Here is a 15,929-nt window from a genome sequence, read left to right on the forward strand (position 1 = left end):
TCCACGGCCCAGGGCACCTACCCGATCACCATCACGGGCACCGGCTCGACCACGCACACCGCGACCTACACCCTCACGGTCGGCACCGGCGGCCCTGGCCGGATGTTCACCAACAACACCGACTACCAGATCAGGGACTACACCACCACGCAGAGCTCGATCACGTCCAACGCGACGGGCACCGCGGTCTCCCCGGTCAAGCTGTCCATCACGATCAGCCACACCTGCGCCGAGGACCTGAACATCCGGCTCCGCGGCCCGAACGGCACCTACTACCTGGTCGACCCCTACGGCGGCACCAGCTGCACGCAGTACGGCACCAGGACCTTCTCGGTCCCGGTCAGCCAGCAGGCCGCCGGCACCTGGACGCTCGACATCAGGGACGTCTACGCCGGTGACACCGGCTTCCTGGACACCTGGAGCATCACGCTCTGATCGTCGGAATCAGGGGTAGCGAGCCCCGGCCGGAGGACCGGCCGGGGCTCCTGCACGTCGCCGGCGGATGCGCGCGCCGGGCTCCGGGTCAGGCGTTCTGGCGGGCCTCGTTGCGGGCCTCGTCGCGGGTGTCGTTGCGGAGGCTGAGGAAGACCAGCACGATCCCGATGTAGGTGCACAGCCGCACCGCGTCGGGGATGCCGTTCCAGGTGCCGTTCATCCACATGCCGAACCATTCGCCGCCGATGGCCTGGAAGCCGAAGAACCACAGCAGCAGGGCGACCGTGCAGCCGACGACGCCCCACCGCTTGGACCGCTGGAAGGCGGCGTCGTCGCGGCCGACGGCCCTGACCTGCTGCCAGGCCGACACCAGACAGGTCACCATGATGACCGCCTCGGTGAGGATGACGCCGACGTAGGCGACGTGGTGCGCCCACGTCCACGAGATGGCGCGGTAGTTGATCTGGCTGACCGCGGCGAGCTCGGGCTTCTGCGCGTCCATGGCCAGCACGTGCCGGACGAACTCGAAGTTCGTGCCGTAGTCGGTGAGGTTGCCGAAGACGACGAGCAGCGCGAAGCCGCCGACGGTGAAGGTGAGCAGCGCCTTCGCCAGGCGAAGAGCGACGATGGTGTCGAAGCGGGCCAAGGTTCTTTCCTTTGACATCTCTGAAATCGAATGAGCACACGAGCCCAGAGGAGGTGTCCTGACAGGGGAAAGATCCACGGGGCCCGCTCGCCCGGCGTGGAGGAACTCGCCGGGCCGCTCCACTGGCTCCGTCACTGGTGGTGACGTCGCGGGCCCCTCAGCCTGAGGTGGAACAACGTGACTTATAGTAGCCGACTCCGCAAAGCACACATAAAAACGGCACCCGCTCGTGCCGAGCGGCACGAGCGGGTGCCGGACGCGGCTCACCGGCCGCCGATGTCGTCGCTCCACAGCTGAGGCGAGCGCCGCTGGAACTCCGACATCAGCGCGACGCACCGCTCATCGGCCCGGACCTCGACGTCGACGCCGTGGCCGCGCAGGAAGTCGACGTCCCCCGCGTAGGTCACCCGTTCGGCGACGATCACCCGCGGGATCTGGAACAGGATGATCGCTCCGCTGCACATCGGGCACGGCGACAACGTCGTGTACAGCGTCGTGCCGGCGTAGGAGGACCGGGATCCCGCGGCGCGCAGGCAGGCCATCTCGCCGTGCGCCGTCGGATCACCCCGCTGGACGCGCTCGTTGTGCCCCGCACCGAGCAGGGCGGTGGGGGTGGCGAGCACCGCGCCGACGGGGATCCCGCCCTGCCTGAACCCCCTCTGCGCCTCCTCGATCGCGATCTGCATCATGGCGTCGTCGTTCGGCCACGGCGGCTCGTCCTTCATGACTGCCCTCCGGCGAAGGTGATGGTCCGGTCTGCCAGGTGTGGTCATCCCCTTCCACGGCCTGTACCTCCCAGGCCCTGCCTGATCGGCCTCGCCAGGTGGAGGCGCTGCCGGGTCAGGCCGGCGCAGGCGTGAACAGGCGGTCCAGGTGGTAGCCGATGATGTCGGCGGCGGATTCGCGGCTGCGCTGCCCGCTCAGGACGCTCTGGGTCAGGCCGGTGGCAAGGGCCAGCAGGCCGGCGGCCTCCGTACGCGGGTCACGATCGGGGGCGATGTCCCCGGCCTGCTGCGCGGCGGTCAGCCGCACGGTGAGGAAGTTCTCCAACGCGTCGGGCAGGGTGACCCCGACCGCGGCGAGCACCGGGTCGGTGAGGGCCGCGGTGTAGTAGGCGGTCCAGGCCATGGAGTCCAGGCGGCTCTGCTCGTCGCAGGGGAGGACCGCGTCGAGGACGGCGGTGAGGACGTCCCGTGCCGTCAGCTCGCCCGCGACGGCGGCGGCCCGCTGCCTGACCCGGCGGTCCATGCGGGCGCCCAGCTCGGTGAGGCCGGACTCCAGCAGGGCCTGCTTGTTCGTGAAGTAGTACTGGACGACACGCAGGGACACCCCGGCCTCGGCGGCGATCTCGCGCATCGACACCGCCTGCAGGCCGCGGGTGCCGGCGATGCGCAGCAGCGCCGCGGTCAACCGGCGCCGCCGCTCGTCGTGATCGACCTGCCGGGGCATGCCTGATCCCTACCTGCTGTTCCTGTGGTGGCTCGGGGCCGCGGCCCCGGGCTGCCCGTGGGCCGGAAAGGTGAGGATCCGCTCCACGGCCAGGCCGGGAGCCTCGACGGGCAGCGAATGGCCGGTGCCGGGCACGATCTCCACGCGCCAGGACGGCGCGATGCCGGCCAGCCGCGCGGCCACCGCCTGCGAGTCGTGCAGCGCGCTGCGGGCGCCCAGCAGCACCTGCACGGGCACGGGCACCTCGCGGATCTGCTCGTCGGTGTAAGGGGAGGGGATGAGCACGTGCCGGCGGAAGGACCATCCGCCCGCCCGCGCCAGCCTGACCAGCCCGTCCTCGCGCAGCACGCCGTTGTTCACGACGTCGGCCATGCGGTGCCGCAACGGACGCGGAAGCATGGAGGCGACCGCGCCGGCGGCGGCCCACCGGACGAACCGCCCGGATATCGGCGCGAAGCCGCCCGGATCCAGTAGCGTCAGCGCGGCGACTCGGCCGCTTTCGCCGGGGCGCTGGTGCGTCGCGGCCCATACCGCGGTCAGGCAGCCGGCGGAGAAGCCCGCCACGTGTGCCCGCTCGGCCCCGACAGCGGTCAGGACGTCGGTGAGCCAGCCGCCGACGTCGGCGGCGGTCGCCAGCGTCCGCCTCTGGACCGAGCGGCCCGGCTCGCCGAGCGGGTCGAGGGCCAGGACCGGACGCGTGCGCGCCAGCGGCTCGATGTAGCGGTACCATGCCAGCGCGTTCCCGCCGGCGCCAGCCACGAGGACCACGGGATCCCCCTCGGCCGGCCCTGCCCGGTGGACCCGCACGCGGCCGGCGCGGGTCTCCACGTCGAGGGCGTCCACCGGCACCGGCCACAGCTCGTCGAGCAACCGGTCGTAGACGGCGTGGTACCTGTCGCGGGCGGAGTCGTCGGTGAAGGCGGACGGGCGGTCGGGAATGCGCATCGTACCCCCATCTCCGGTATGGATACAGTCGTATCCTAACGGCTGGGCGGCTCCCGTCGAGGTGCTGCGAAGGTGACAGACGTGTCCCTGATACGGGGGACTACGACGACCCCAGGAGGGTCAGGCCGGTCTGGGTGAGGTGGTGCAGGACGCTGTTGTGATGGCGTCGGGTGGTGATCAGGCCTGCCTCGCGCAGCACGGCGGTGTGCTGGCTGATGGCCGCGGAGGAGATGTCCAGCCGCCGGGCCAGGGCTCCGGTGGTCGTCATGCCGTCGGCGATGGCGGTGAGCACCGACGCGCGGGTGCGTCCGAGGAGGTTGGCCAGCGCTCGCGGCGAAGGGCCGTCCGTCCAGATGCCCGCGGCGTGGTCGACGCCGAGCGCGGCGGGATAGATCAGCATGCAGTCGGCGGGATCGCCCGGATCGTAGATCACCGCAGGGACGCGCATGAAGAACGACGGCACCAGCAGCAGTCCCCGCCCGTCGAGGGTGAAGTCGGTGGCGAGCCGGTCGCCGGCGTGGAGGTGGAGGGTCGGCGGCGACCACCGGATGCCGGGGTGCAGGCCGGACAGCAGGCCGTCGACCCCGCGGTCGAGCAGGATCGTGCCGCGCTGGGCGCGTTCGGCGTCCAGGTGCGCGCGGATGTTGCGCCAGTAGGGGCCGAGGGCGGTGTGATGGTAGGCCTCCACCGTGGACAACACCTCCCGCCTGGCGGTGAGGCTGTCGACGAGTCCGGTCAGCGGGCCCGGCACCCGCCGGTGGTGGCCGGCGTAGAAGTCGAGCTCCGCCCGGACGGCGTGCCGGGTGCTGGCCAGGAAGGACTCGGCGCCCTCGGCCAGGTCGCCGGCCTGGCGCACGAGGTTGACCAGGTCCAGGCACGGCGGCCGGGCGGGGTTGATCGCGCCCAGGACCGCGGACCTGGCGTCGAGGCCACCGCGTACGCGGCTGCGCCATCCGCCGAACATCGCCTTCTCCGTCCGGCCGCGCAGCGCGGCCAGGCTGAACAGGGTCTCGGCCAGCGGGCCCAGCGTGGGGGCCACCCGGATGCGCACCAGGTCCTCGGCCGTGAAGTGAATCCGGTGCATCCGCCCCTCCGTACACGTCGGCATGGCCATCACAGCATGCCGTCCAGCGGGACGCGGGCGCGGCCGGAACGTCCTCGCCGGGCACGGGTCATGGCGGCGCGACCGGACCGGGGAAGCGGGCTGCCGCCGCGCCGAGCACCGCGTCGGCCCGCGGGATCGTCGCGGTCCGGACGTCCGTCCCGCCCAGGAGGGGCACCACCACGAACGTCCATGGCGAGAAAGACGGCACGTCCTACCTGCTGCCGTACTGGATGGGCCGGTACCACGGGTTCATCGCCGAGAAGTGAGCCGTCCGCCGCGTTCTCATCACCGGCCACATGTGAGCCACAAGGTCGGTGATGGACAGTCGGCCGCATGGAACTCGACATTCTCGCCTTGGACATGCTTCCCGCCCAGGAGGAAGCCCAGCTCTCCGGTTGCATGATGAGCTGCGGGTTCACCGGCTGCGGACGGACCGTGGTGGAGGGGCTGGTGATGTTCGACGTGTACTGACGGCCGCGGCGCCGGAGACGGCGCCTGCACCCGACGGTGAGGGTTCCGCCGTCCCCGTCCTGACTGAACCTTGGAATCACTTGTGGCGACCGGTCGTCCCGGACGTCCCCGACGGTCCGGGACGCCGAACTCGCCCACAAGCCGGCCACAACTCCTCGCCGTACCTTCGTCCCCGTCCCGCGCGACGCCGCGCGGGACGGGAACGGCACAGACGCGAGGACGGAAGTGAGCCCATGGACAACGGTGAGCGCCACGAGGGGGATCGTCTCCTGCTCCAGGACGTCGCCAGGGCGGCACTGGCGCGGGCGACCGGCCGGCAGCCGGCCGGACAGGAGGCGATCGCCGGCTGGGAGATCCACCCCGGCACTCCCTGGACCTACGTGACCCCGGTGGACTCCGTCCAGCGGGCGCAGGGCTGGAAGCTGCACGTGTCGGCCACCCCGCTGTCGGCGCCCCTGGTGCTGACCCGGGTCGTCGGCGTGCTGACCCGTCACCGGTGCGCGTTCAAGTTCGCCTCCACCCTTCAGGAGGTGGCCGCGCTCCTGTCCCGGGAGACGCCGCGCGGCTCGGTCGGCAAGTTCGTCACCGTGTACCCGCCGGACGACCGGGCCGCCGCCCTGATCGCCGAGGAGCTGCACGCGGCCACCTACGCCCTGAGCGGCCCGCCGATCCTGTCCGACCGCGCCTACCGGCCGGGAAGCCTGGTGCACTACCGCTACGGGGTGTTCGCCGCCCCGAGCGAACTCGGCCACGACGGCGCCTACCTCTCCCGGCTGACCGCGCCCGACGGCACCAAGGAGATCGACCGGCGTGAGGCGTGGTACTGCCCGCCGTCGTGGGCGGCGTGCCCCTTCGAGCCGGAGCAGGCGCCGCCGAACACGGCCCGCCCCGAGCAGGTGCTGCTCGCCGGCCGGTTCGTAGTGCGCAAGGCCGTCCGGCACGCCGCCAAGGGCGGCGTGTTCCTGGCCGAGGACCGGCACGAGGGCGGCGAGGTGGTCATCAAGCAGGCCCGCCCCCACCTCGGCGCGTCGATCGACGGCCGCGACATGCGTGACCTGCTCCGGCACGAGGCGCGCATGCTCGACCTGTTCGGCCCGCCGGGCGTCACGGCGCGCAAGGTGGCTCTCTTCGAACAGGACGGCAACCTGTTCCTGGCGCAGGAACGGCTGCCCGGGACCACGCTGAGCGCCTGCGCCGGCGAGCACCGTCGCGCCGGTTCGGGCGCGGCGTGGCCGGCGATCGTCCTGAGCCTGTCCAGGAGCCTGGTGGCCCTGGTCTCCACCGTGCACGACCAGGGGTACGTGCTGCGCGATCTGACCCCGAACAACGTCATGGTCACTCCCGAGCGCGAATGCCGGCTGATCGACCTGGAACTGGCCGCCGTCCCCGGCACGGCCGTCCAGCGGAGCTACACGCCGGGCTACGCGGCCCCCGAGCAGCGTGCCGCGGCCGTGCACGCGCCCGCGCCCGGTCGCGCCGCCGACCTGTACGCGCTGGGCGCGACGCTGTACCACCTGTGCACCGCGTCCACGCCGACGCTGCTGGACGACGATCCCCCCGGCGGGCGGTCACGCGACGCGCGGCTGGCCACGCTGGTCGGCGTCGCCGCCGCCGGTGATCCCGTGACGACCGCGATGGCGCCCCTGCTGCTCGGCCTGATGGCGGAGGACCCCGGGCAGCGGTGGGACCTGCGCCGGGCGGAGGAGTTCCTGGACGCGCTGTTCGCACGTGACGTGCCGTCCGCGGCGGCCGACGTCCGCCGCCTGGAGGTGTCCGGCCAGGATCGCCTCCTGCGCGACGGCATCGCCCACCTCCGGCGCGCGATGTCACCGGACGCGCTCGCCGCCCCCCAGCCCACGGGCGCCCTGTGGCCCGCCTCCGGGTTCGGGGCGACGGCCGATCCGTGTGCCGTCCAGTACGGCTCGGCGGGGGTGCTCCACCTGCTGGCGTCCGTCCTCGCGGGTGACCGGGCGCTCACCCCGCAGGCGCGCGACGACGCGGGCGCGGTCCTGCGGGAGGCCGCGGACTGGACGATCCGCCGTCTGGAGGGCGAGCACCGGCCGTCCCCCGGCCTGTACTTCGGCCGGGCCGGCATCGCCTGGGGCCTGTTCGAGGCCGGACGCCGGCTCGGTGACGAGGCCGTCCGCGCCGCGGGCGTCGAGATGGCGCTCACCCTGCCGGTGACCTGGCCGAACCCCGACGTGTGCCATGGCCTGGCCGGCGCCGGGCTGGCCCTGCTGCACTTCGGGCGGGAGACGGGCGAGGCTCGCTTCGGTGACCGCGCGGGTCAGTGCGCCGACGCCCTGCTGAAGGCGGCCCGGCACAGCGCCGGTGAGGTGCTGTGGCCCGTCCCCGACGACTTCGACTCCGCGCTGGCCGGTCTCGTGCACTACGGCTTCGCCCATGGGGTCGCGGGGATCGCGACGTTCCTGCTGGCCGCCGGCACCGCGCTGGATCGAGCGGACTGCCTGGAGACCGCCGTGGCGGCGGGGGAGACGCTGCTGGCCGCGGCGGAACACCGCGACGGGACGGCCTGGTGGCCGGACTCTCCCGGCGGCGGCGGCAGGATCCCTCACTGGTGCAGCGGATCGTCCGGGATCGGGACGTTCCTCGTCCGCCTGCACGTGGCCACCGGCGACCCGCGCTTCAGGACGGCCGCCGAAGGCGCCGCCGCCACCGTGTACGCCCGGCGCCTGGCCTCGGGCACCTCGGCCTGCCACGGCCTGGCCGGTGACGGGCAGTTCCTGCTCGACCTGGCCGACTTCCTGGACGAGCCCGGCTACCGGGCGCAGGCCGAGGAACTGGCCGCGGTGCTGTGGAGCCGTGCCTTCGTGCGCGACGGATCGCTGGTGACGCCGGACGAGGGAGGGACGGCGACGGGCGTCGGCTGGAACACCGGGCTGGCGGGCGTCCTGAGTTTCCTGGACAGGCTCCGGCACGGCGGCCCCCGCCCCTGGACGGCCGACGGCGGTTCCGGGCGGGCCGCCCGATGAGCAGGCACGTCACGACAGCGGATGAGGGCCACCTGCCCGACGTCAGCCGCATCAACTTCCGCTTCTCCGGCGACGGCCGGTACGCCGCCTGCCTCGCCCGGCGGGGCCGCGACCTCCTCGTCCCGGAGGTGTGGGACGTCGCCGGCGCACGCCCGCGCACCCTCCGCACCCGCACCGGTGAGACCTCGGCGAGCGTGCCGACGCCCACGGCCGGCGGCGACGTGCTGCTGTGCCGCGCCGGGACCGACGCACACCGCCTGACGCTGCTCACCGCTCCGTCCCGCGACAACGGGGACGACGGGGACGACGGGGACGACGGGGACGACGGGGACGACGGGGACGACGGGAACGACGGGAACGCAGAGGAACACGAGCTGGCGGTCTTCCGCGGCGGCGTGGTCAGGGTCGTGGCGGGCGCGGCCCCGGGGATCGCCGCCCTGGTGCTGGCCACCGGCGCCGACGGGCGCACCTCGGTGTGGCGCCTGTCCGGCCGGGCGGAACGCCCGGAGCGGATCGCCACGGCGCCGTACCCGGTCAGGGGCGGGATCTGGCTCGACGAGAGCGGCCGCCGGCTCGCCCTGACCAGGGCCGGGGCCGAGCCGGCCACCGTGGTCCTGGACACCTCCACCGGCGCGCTCACCCCGCCGGCCGGGCCGGCGGCCGACGAGTACGTCCTGCTGGCGGCCCCCGGCGCGGGCGTGCTGCTGACGGCCGTGCGCCGCGACGGCGCGTACCGCCTGGGCGTCCGCGACCGCGACGACGACGGGCCTGCCCGCCACCCCGAGCGGCTGAACGCCTTCGACGGAGAGGTGACGCCACTGGCGCTGAACCCCTCGGGACGGCGGCTGGCCCTCGCGGTGAACCGCCGCACCCGCTCCCACCTCGTCCTGCACGACCTGGCGGCGGACGCCGGGACCGAGGCCCGCCTGCCCGCCGGGGTGATCCATCCGGCCGCCCGCTGGAACACCGGCGGCCTGCACCTCGTCCACAGCGCGCCGGGCCGCCCCGCCGGCCTGGTCGGCATCGCCGGCTGCTCCGTGTCGCGTCCGCCGGCGGCGATCGCGGACGGCGGGATCCGGCCGTCCCCTGCCCGGGTGCTGTCCTGTCCGGGCGCGGCGGGGCCGATGGAGGCGATCGTGTACGGCGATCCCACGGCCGGCCGCCGGGTGGTGGTCGCGCTGCACGGCGGCCCCGAGGCCGCCTGGCGGTTCGCCCACGAACCGCTCTTCCAGCGCCTGTCCAGGGCGGGCATCGCCGTCGTCGCGCCCAACCAGCGCGGCAGCACCGGCTACGGAGCCGCCCACCGTGACGCCATCCGCGACGCCTGGGGCGGCCCCGACCTCGCCGACGTCCTCGCCCTGGGCCGGGCTCTGGCCGCCGCCCGCGACCCCGGCGCACCGCGGCCGATGGTGTACGGGGCCAGCTACGGCGCGTACCTCGCGCTGCTGGCCTGCGCCGCGCAGGCGGACCTGTGGTCGCGCGCCGCGGTCGTCGCGCCCTTCCTGTCCGGACGGGAGCTGTACGAGGACGGCCCGCCCCCGGTGCGCGCCCTGCTGGATCGGCTCGGCGGACGCACCGACCTCGACGACGAACTCGGCCCCCGCGACCTGCTGCGGCTCGCCGGCCGCATGCGGCTGCCGCTGCTCATCGTGCACGGCGACGACGACCCGATCATCCCCGTCGGGCACTCCCGCCGGCTGTACGCGCGCCTGCGCGCGGCCCGGTGGCCCGAGGGCGCCGCACCGATCTATCTGGAGGTCCCCGGCGGGGGTCACGACCTGCAGCACGACGTCCGCGACACCGCGGTCCTGGACCGCGTCGTCGACTTCCTCCGCGCCGGACCAGGCGCGTAGCTCACCGGCTCGGCCGGTACGGGCCCGCTCCGGGACCGGCCGTGAAAAAGGGGCGCCGCGCCAGGCGGCGCCCGCTCACCACCATAGGGAAGGGAATTGCCATGGAGCTGAACGTCTCCGCCCTGGACATGCTGCCGGCCGCCGACGAGGCCGGCCTCATGTACTGCGACATGACCTGCTTCGACGTGAGCGTCAACTGCAGCGGGGCCACCATGAACACCCAGACCATCACCACCACGGGTGGCTGGTACTGAGCCGTCCGGGACGCCTGCGGCGTGCCGGGTGATGACCGGGTGGACAGCTGAATGAGGTGGGGCCCGGGGCGTCTGCCGCGGGCCCCACCGGCTGCCTCGCTACTTGAGTACCTGCGCCGAACGCACCTCGTGCAGGTGCACCAGCACGTCGTAGGCGCGCGACAGGGCGGTGTCGAGCGGCGGGTACGGGTACTGCGTGCCGATGTTGCGGGTCGGCCGGGCCACCGCGAGCCAGTCGCGGGCGGTGGCCGGCGCGGTGCGCATGTCGAGGTAGAAGTCGTCGTGGCGGACCCGGTCGAGGGTGTGCTCGTTGCTGCCGGGCTCGGCGGGGCCGGCGGTGAACTGCTTCCAGTCGCCGCCCAGCGCGGCGTCCTTCGACAGGAAGGATCCGCGGTCGAAGGTGAAGCCGACGGCGACGTACTTCTTGCCCAGGGTGTCGCGCAGGTAGGCGCCCTGCGTCTTCGGGTAGAGCGCGGGGTCGCTGGAGACGTAACCGGCGTGGGTGTTCTGCGCGGACATGAGGATCTTGCCGCCGTGGTGTCGCAGCCACCAGACGGTGTTGTCGGCCATGACCTGGTCGCGGTAGCGCTCGATGACGCTCAGCCAGGACTTGTTGGCCACGTCGTAGCCGGCGAACTTGGCGGTCTGCGCGATGAACCGGGCGTCCTGGACGGCGCTGTCGTACGCGGCCGACGCCTGCGGCCCTCCCAGGGTGATCAGCAGGTCGAGCGCCTGCTGGGCCTTGGCGGCGAGCTGCCGCCGTTCGTCCAGCGGCCGGTTCAGGTAGGCGAAGACGTCGTCGAGCGGGCGCAACCCCTCGTACAGCGCGGTCAGGTGAGCGGTGGAGCCGGGGTGGGCGCTCCGGACGTACCGGGCGATGCGGGCGAAGACCTCCTCGCCCACCTTCGGCGCGCCGACGTCGTCGCCCATGACGTGCAGCGGACGGCCGGGGTCGCGGCGGTTGTGCTCGCGCATCCACTCCAGCATTCCGACGAGTTCCTCGCGCTCCCACGGCGAAGACCGCAGCACCTCCTTGGCGATGGCTCGCAGGTCGCCCTTCCCCGTCCGCAGGTACTCGTCCAGCCGCAATCCTGCCGACCAGCTGGCCTCCAGCGCGAACGTGGTGAAACCCTTCTTCTCCACGAGATAGCGGAAGACCCGCTCCTTCACCGTGAAGAACTCGTGCGAACCGTGGGTCGCCTCGCCCATGCCGACGACCCGGGCGTCACCGACCATCCGGCCGAAGGCCCTCAGGTCGCCGGACTCCGCGCCCGGCTCGGTCGAGCGCAGTTCGTGCGCCGCCGCCTCCAGAGCGCGCACCGGCTCGGCGGGCGCGGCGGGCTCGGCCGCGAAGGCCGCCTGGGCCAGGACGGGCACGAGGGTCAGGCCCGCCGCGAGGGCGGCCAGCTTCCGGCCAACGGTCATGTGAGTTGCTCCTTGGTGTCGCTCTGCTTGACGCCAAGAACCGTATGACGCGTCCCGATGCCCGGACGATGCCGCTGACCTGCGTATTTTTCGGCGTGCACAGGGCCCGGAACAGGTAGGGCCAGCCCTACCGGGCCGCGCGGACGAGCACGCGCGTCTCCTCCTACCGCAAGGGGTCAGCCGCGCGAACGGCGGGCCAGGCGTTCGGTGTGCGCCGAGCGGCCCGCCGGGCGGCCCGCCGCGTGGGACGCCTCCTGGGCCAGGCCGTTGAGCGTGGTACGGATCACGCGCGCGGTCTGGAGGTCGACCGCGCTCGGGTCGTCGAAGTGCACCAGGCCGTCGGCCAGCAGCACGGCCAGCCCGTGCAGCGCGGCCCACACCACGAACTCCGCGCCCTCGCGGGCGGGCTCCGGCAGGCCGCCGGCCGCGGCGAGCCGGTCGAGCTCCGCGGTGAGGACGTCGTGCGGGTGGGGAGAGATCGCGGAGTCGGGGGCGGTCGCGCCGCCGCGCAGCACGAGCCGGGCGACGGCCGGGTCGTCGAGCGACCAGCGCACATAGCCGCAGCCCAGGGCGATCAGCCGCCGCTGCGGGTCGCCGGCCTGGCCGGGCGCGCGCTCGCAGTCCTGTCGCAGGCGCTCCCCGAGCCAGGCGAGCGTGCGTTCGGACAGGGCGCGCACCAGCGTGTCGCGGGAGGCGAAGTGGTGGTAGGCGGCGCTGGGGCTGACGCCGACGCGTGCCGAGGCCTCGCGCAGGGACCAGCCGTCGGCGCCGCGCTCGCGCACGAGCGCCTCGGCGGCGTCGAGCAGCGCGCTGCGCAGGTCACCGTGGTGGTATCGCCCTTTCGCCATCGCCCGATCTTAACACCGCTCAGATCTCTGCTACGCTCGCCAGCATCTCAACAGTGTTCAGATTGGAGCCGGATCATGTGCCCCGCCGATGTGACGCCCAACCCGTCCCCTGACCTGGGCGACCTTCCCGACGTGCGGACGAGCCCGCCGCCGGTCGTGCGCGGCGAGCCCGTCGAGGTGTCCGACGGCGTGTACGTCATCCCCGACAACCGCGTCGAGCTCGTCCCGAACGTCGGCATCGTCGTGGGCGAGCACGCCGCGCTGGTCGTCGACACCGGCATGGGCCGCCGCAACGGCGAGCATGTCCTGGAGCAGGCCAGGCGCCTGGCCGGCGACCGGCGGCTGTACCTGACCATCACGCATTTCCATCCCGAGCACGGGTTCGGGGCGCAGGCGTTCAAGGGGGCCGCGACGATCGTCTACAACGCCTCCCAGCGCGCGGAGCTGCACCGTAAGGGCGCCGCCTACGTCGAGATGTTCAAGGGGCTGAGCGCCGCCGCGGCGGCCGAGCTCGAAGGCGTCGAGCTCGTCGATCCCGACCTGGTCTACGAGGGCCGGGCCGAGCTCGACCTGGGCGGGCGCAGGGTGGCGCTGCGGGCGGTCGGGCCCGCGCACACGGGCTCCGACCAGGTCGTCGTCGTCGACGACCGGGTGCTGTTCGGCGGCGACCTGATCGAGACCCGCATCTTCCCGATCGCGCCGTACTTCCCGCCGTACGACGTGGACGTGGACGGCCCCGGCTGGATCGGCGTGCTTGACGACCTGATCGCGGGCGGCCCCGAGATCGTCGTGCCCGGCCACGGGGAGGTGGGCGACCTGTCCTTGATCCGCGACGTCCGCGACTACCTCGGCTTCGTGCACGGGGAGGTCACACGGCTGCGCGCGGCCGGAGCCTCCGCCGACGAGGCGGCCGCGGCGATCGACGAGCAGGCGCGCGCCCGCTGGAGCACCTGGGAACGCCCCGAGTGGATCGGCTTCGCCGCCCGCGCCTTCTACGTCGGCGGACACCGCTGACCCGACCACCGCTGACCCGACCGGTCGCGCCGGGGGAGCGCTAGACGGCGCTAGACGTCCGCCGTCACGCTGTAGGAGCCCGAGGTGCAGCCGGTGATGCGCCAGCCGCCCGGCGCCTGCCGGACGGCGACGCCGCGCAGTCCGCTGCCGCGGACGGCCGGCCGGGCCTCGCCCGGGAACCAGACGTCCAGACCGCACCCGCTGCCCTCACCCCGGGCCGTGAGGCTCGCGCGGTCCGACGTCAGGCCGGTCAGCCGGCCGGGGGCGGAACGGGGGTAGGGGCGTGCGAGCTCGGCGACGTATTCGGCGGGCGGAGGCAGGTCCTTCCCGGTGGCACAGTCCTCGATCATGAGGTTGCCGCCGGTCCTGGCGCCGGCAGTGGCGTGGGCGTCGCCGCAGGACTGCTTCCAGACCCAGAACGCGCCTCCGATGCGGTGCCGGTCCTCCTGGTCGGTGTATCGCGCGATCGGGGCCGCGGCGGGGTCGCCGAACCAGCCCCACTCGCCCGACCAGAGCCCGGCGCCGTAGTACTCCGCCGCCCGGCTCGCCAGCTCGAAGCCGCGCTCGATGCTCGTGACGGTGAGGCCGGTGCCCTGGTCGATGGTGATCGACTCGTTGTAGAGGTGGGGCGCGAAGACGAGCAGCCGGTCGTCGGTGAAGCCCTTGGGCACCGGGACCTCGAAGCCGAGACCCGACCAGAGCACGGACGGCTCGAAGAAGACCAGGTGGGGGAAGCCGCGCCGCTCGCCCGCCCGGATGGCCTTGATCGCCCGGTCGTAGTAACGGCCGAGCAGGACGCCGGAGGTGATCGGCGGCGCCTCGCCGAAGCCGGGCTCGTTCAGCAGGTCGTACCCGGCGACCATCGGCTCGTTCGCGAACCGCTGCGCCAGCATGCCCCAGGCGGCGACCAGGCGGGTCTGGATGCCGTCCCGGTCCTGGTAGAAGTTGGTGAAGGCGCGGGCGACGGCCGGGGAGATGTCGCGTCCGGTGAACTCGCACCTGGGGGCGCCGTCGAAGCGGTCGGCCCAGGTGGGGGCGCCGTCCCAGCCGTGCATCGGGGAACCGTTCCGGCAGGTGGTCCCGGGCGCGGCGGCGACGCCCTTCCCCCAGGCGTCCTGGTGCATGTCGATGACCGTGCGCAGGCCGTGCCGGGCGGCGGTCCCGACGGCCCAGGAGATCTTGGCGAGGTAGGCCGGGTCGTACTGGCCGGGCCGGGGTTCCAGCGCCGACCAGGACAGGGCGAGACGGACGACGTTGAAGCCCATCCGCGCCATGCCGGCGAAGTCGGCCTCGGTGAGCGGCCGCGTCACCGCCTTGTCCGGAAATTGCTGGAAATAGTCTTCGAGCTGGTTGACGTTCACGCCCCGCAGCAGCACCTCGTTGCCGTCGGCGTCGACGATCCTGCGGTCGGCCGAGAGCGTCAGCCCCGGGGTGCGCGGCAGCTGCGGGGTGGCGGTGCCGGGCTGCAGGAGCGGTAAGGCGAGCGCCGCCGCGGCCACGACGACCGCCGTCGGGAGCGGCGCGGCCAGGGCGACGCCCCTGCGCGCCGGCCGGACGGCGTCGAGCAGGGCGACGAGCAGCGCCGTCGCCGCGGCGAGCAGGGCGCCGAAGGAGAGCGCGGGGGCGAGGCGAAGCATGATCGCCGGCGCCCAGAACAGGCCGCCGCCCGCCAGGTCGCCGGGGATCCCGGCGGCCACCTGGACCAGGCCCAGCGTCCCGGCCGCCGCCAGCGCGGAGAGCCCGGCCACGACGGCCCGGGGCGAGGCGGTGGCGCTGAGCCGGCGGTTGACCGCCCAGGTCAGCACACCCAGCAGCGTGACGGCGGCCAGGCAGCCCAGCGGTCCCGCCTCGGGCGCCGGCGCCAGCGGGGAGTCGCCGATGGCATAGCCGACGGGCGAGCCGCCCCACCACACCCCGCCGACCGACGCGGCCAGGACCACGGCCACTGCCGCCGCGGCCCATCCCGGCGCCGACGCCCCCGAGCCCGCGCCGGGCCCCGCGGACTCCGACGCGGGAGAAAGCGGGACGAGGCGGCGGTGCAGGAGCTGGGCGAGCCAGGCGGCCGCCGCCACCGGCAGGCCGAAGACCGCCGCCTTGACGCCGGTGAAGCCGGTCGACCACGCCAGGTGGAGTACGTCCTCGACGGTCATCGCCAGCGACATCAGCAGCTTGGCCGCCATCGCCGACCACACCACCGCGCCCCACACCAGCAGCGCCGTACGCAGCGGGCCACGTCCGCGGGCGACCGCCCACGTCAGCACGCCGACCCCCGCCAGCAGCAGCGGCACGTAGACGGCCGGCGCGGCCACCTGCCAGAGCCCGGCGACGGGCAGCAGGTCGGCCCCGGTCCAGGTGTACGGCGCGGCCAGCCCCGACGGGTCGAACACCGCTCCCAGTGCGATGACGGCGGCCAGCACCACGACGGCGATCGGCGACAACCAGCGGTTCCTCATAGTGACGGCGACCATACATGAGCATCGCTCACAAATGA

At 73.7% G+C, this 15,929-nt stretch carries 15 protein-coding genes; 6 read left to right on the forward strand and 9 right to left on the reverse strand.

The annotated features are described in order from the left end of the window. Positions 1-435, forward strand: a 435-nt coding sequence (locus AB0J76_RS46355; RefSeq protein WP_364393735.1) for a proprotein convertase P-domain-containing protein, incomplete at its 5' end; no start/stop codon positions are given. A gap of 88 nt (positions 436-523) precedes the next feature. Here the strand turns inward: AB0J76_RS46355 and AB0J76_RS46360 are convergent. The 6 genes from AB0J76_RS46360 to AB0J76_RS46385 form a co-directional block, all read right to left on the reverse strand. Beyond that, on the reverse strand, positions 524-1,081 hold the full coding sequence (locus AB0J76_RS46360) for a DUF2165 domain-containing protein (RefSeq protein WP_364393738.1): 558 nt from the start codon (positions 1,079-1,081) through the stop codon (positions 524-526). 263 nt (positions 1,082-1,344) lie between these two features. Next, positions 1,345-1,806: a nucleoside deaminase gene (locus tag AB0J76_RS46365; protein WP_352331298.1), complete on the reverse strand. Its 462-nt coding sequence runs from the start codon at positions 1,804-1,806 to the stop codon at positions 1,345-1,347. 115 nt (positions 1,807-1,921) lie between these two features. Beyond that, a complete protein-coding gene (locus tag AB0J76_RS46370) occupies positions 1,922-2,530 on the reverse strand; it encodes a TetR/AcrR family transcriptional regulator (RefSeq protein WP_352331299.1) in 609 nt (202 codons plus the stop codon). 9 nt (positions 2,531-2,539) lie between these two features. Further along, entirely contained in the window at positions 2,540-3,475 is a 936-nt protein-coding gene (locus AB0J76_RS46375; RefSeq protein WP_364393743.1) for an alpha/beta fold hydrolase, read from the reverse strand. Positions 3,476-3,575: 100 nt separating this feature from the next. Then, on the reverse strand, positions 3,576-4,559 hold the full coding sequence (locus tag AB0J76_RS46380; protein ID WP_352329940.1) for a winged helix-turn-helix domain-containing protein: 984 nt from the start codon (positions 4,557-4,559) through the stop codon (positions 3,576-3,578). A gap of 88 nt (positions 4,560-4,647) precedes the next feature. After that, positions 4,648-4,788, reverse strand: coding sequence for a hypothetical protein (locus AB0J76_RS46385; RefSeq protein WP_352329939.1), 141 nt, complete (start codon positions 4,786-4,788; stop codon positions 4,648-4,650). A gap of 125 nt (positions 4,789-4,913) precedes the next feature. On the opposite strand from AB0J76_RS46385, the gene AB0J76_RS46390 reads away from it, so the two are divergent. From AB0J76_RS46390 to AB0J76_RS46405, 4 genes are all read left to right on the forward strand, one after another. Then, positions 4,914-5,051, forward strand: coding sequence for a hypothetical protein (locus AB0J76_RS46390; RefSeq protein WP_352329937.1), 138 nt, complete (start codon positions 4,914-4,916; stop codon positions 5,049-5,051). A 233-nt stretch (positions 5,052-5,284) separates the two neighbouring features. Continuing rightward, positions 5,285-8,044 carry a class IV lanthionine synthetase LanL gene (gene lanL / locus AB0J76_RS46395; protein WP_352329935.1) on the forward strand — a complete coding sequence of 920 codons (2,760 nt, stop codon included), beginning with the start codon at positions 5,285-5,287 and terminating at the stop codon, positions 8,042-8,044. Further along, positions 8,041-9,897 (forward strand): alpha/beta fold hydrolase, encoded by a 1,857-nt coding sequence (locus AB0J76_RS46400; RefSeq protein WP_364393748.1) that lies wholly within the window; start codon positions 8,041-8,043, stop codon positions 9,895-9,897. The genes lanL and AB0J76_RS46400 overlap by 4 nt, the downstream gene beginning before the upstream one ends. Positions 9,898-9,998: 101 nt before the next feature. Further along, entirely contained in the window at positions 9,999-10,151 is a 153-nt protein-coding gene (locus AB0J76_RS46405; protein ID WP_352327478.1) for a hypothetical protein, read from the forward strand. A gap of 99 nt (positions 10,152-10,250) precedes the next feature. Here the strand turns inward: AB0J76_RS46405 and AB0J76_RS46410 are convergent, their stop codons facing one another. Together AB0J76_RS46410 and AB0J76_RS46415 are read right to left on the reverse strand one after the other, a co-directional pair. Further along, positions 10,251-11,576 carry an erythromycin esterase family protein gene (locus AB0J76_RS46410; protein WP_352327477.1) on the reverse strand — a complete coding sequence of 442 codons (1,326 nt, stop codon included), beginning with the start codon at positions 11,574-11,576 and terminating at the stop codon, positions 10,251-10,253. Between the two features lie 176 nt (positions 11,577-11,752). Next, positions 11,753-12,424 (reverse strand): TetR/AcrR family transcriptional regulator, encoded by a 672-nt coding sequence (locus tag AB0J76_RS46415; RefSeq protein ID WP_352327476.1) that lies wholly within the window; start codon positions 12,422-12,424, stop codon positions 11,753-11,755. 75 nt (positions 12,425-12,499) lie between these two features. Between AB0J76_RS46415 and AB0J76_RS46420 the strand changes: the two genes are divergently transcribed. Further along, on the forward strand, positions 12,500-13,438 hold the full coding sequence (locus tag AB0J76_RS46420; protein ID WP_352327475.1) for an MBL fold metallo-hydrolase: 939 nt from the start codon (positions 12,500-12,502) through the stop codon (positions 13,436-13,438). A 50-nt stretch (positions 13,439-13,488) separates the two neighbouring features. On the opposite strand, the gene AB0J76_RS46425 is transcribed toward AB0J76_RS46420, so the two are convergent. After that, on the reverse strand, positions 13,489-15,891 hold the full coding sequence (locus AB0J76_RS46425; RefSeq protein ID WP_352327474.1) for a cellulase family glycosylhydrolase: 2,403 nt from the start codon (positions 15,889-15,891) through the stop codon (positions 13,489-13,491). Between the last annotated feature and the right edge of the window lie 38 nt (positions 15,892-15,929).

It is taken from the genome of Nonomuraea sp. NPDC049624, from assembly GCF_040675255.1.
Taxonomy (GTDB): Bacteria; Actinomycetota; Actinomycetes; order Streptosporangiales; family Streptosporangiaceae; genus Nonomuraea.

Coding starts and splice junctions, on each gene's coding strand:
- AB0J76_RS46425 (WP_352327474.1), bottom strand. CDS start 15,891: ATGAGGAACCGCTGGTTGTCGCCGATCGCCGTCGTGGTGCTGGCCGCC.
- lanL (WP_352329935.1), top strand. CDS start 5,285: ATGGACAACGGTGAGCGCCACGAGGGGGATCGTCTCCTGCTCCAGGAC.
- AB0J76_RS46400 (WP_364393748.1), top strand. CDS start 8,041: ATGAGCAGGCACGTCACGACAGCGGATGAGGGCCACCTGCCCGACGTC.
- AB0J76_RS46370 (WP_352331299.1), bottom strand. CDS start 2,530: ATGCCCCGGCAGGTCGATCACGACGAGCGGCGGCGCCGGTTGACCGCG.
- AB0J76_RS46365 (WP_352331298.1), bottom strand. CDS start 1,806: ATGAAGGACGAGCCGCCGTGGCCGAACGACGACGCCATGATGCAGATC.
- AB0J76_RS46375 (WP_364393743.1), bottom strand. CDS start 3,475: ATGCGCATTCCCGACCGCCCGTCCGCCTTCACCGACGACTCCGCCCGC.
- AB0J76_RS46380 (WP_352329940.1), bottom strand. CDS start 4,559: ATGCACCGGATTCACTTCACGGCCGAGGACCTGGTGCGCATCCGGGTG.
- AB0J76_RS46410 (WP_352327477.1), bottom strand. CDS start 11,576: ATGACCGTTGGCCGGAAGCTGGCCGCCCTCGCGGCGGGCCTGACCCTC.
- AB0J76_RS46420 (WP_352327475.1), top strand. CDS start 12,500: ATGTGCCCCGCCGATGTGACGCCCAACCCGTCCCCTGACCTGGGCGAC.
- AB0J76_RS46405 (WP_352327478.1), top strand. CDS start 9,999: ATGGAGCTGAACGTCTCCGCCCTGGACATGCTGCCGGCCGCCGACGAG.
- AB0J76_RS46415 (WP_352327476.1), bottom strand. CDS start 12,424: ATGGCGAAAGGGCGATACCACCACGGTGACCTGCGCAGCGCGCTGCTC.
- AB0J76_RS46390 (WP_352329937.1), top strand. CDS start 4,914: ATGGAACTCGACATTCTCGCCTTGGACATGCTTCCCGCCCAGGAGGAA.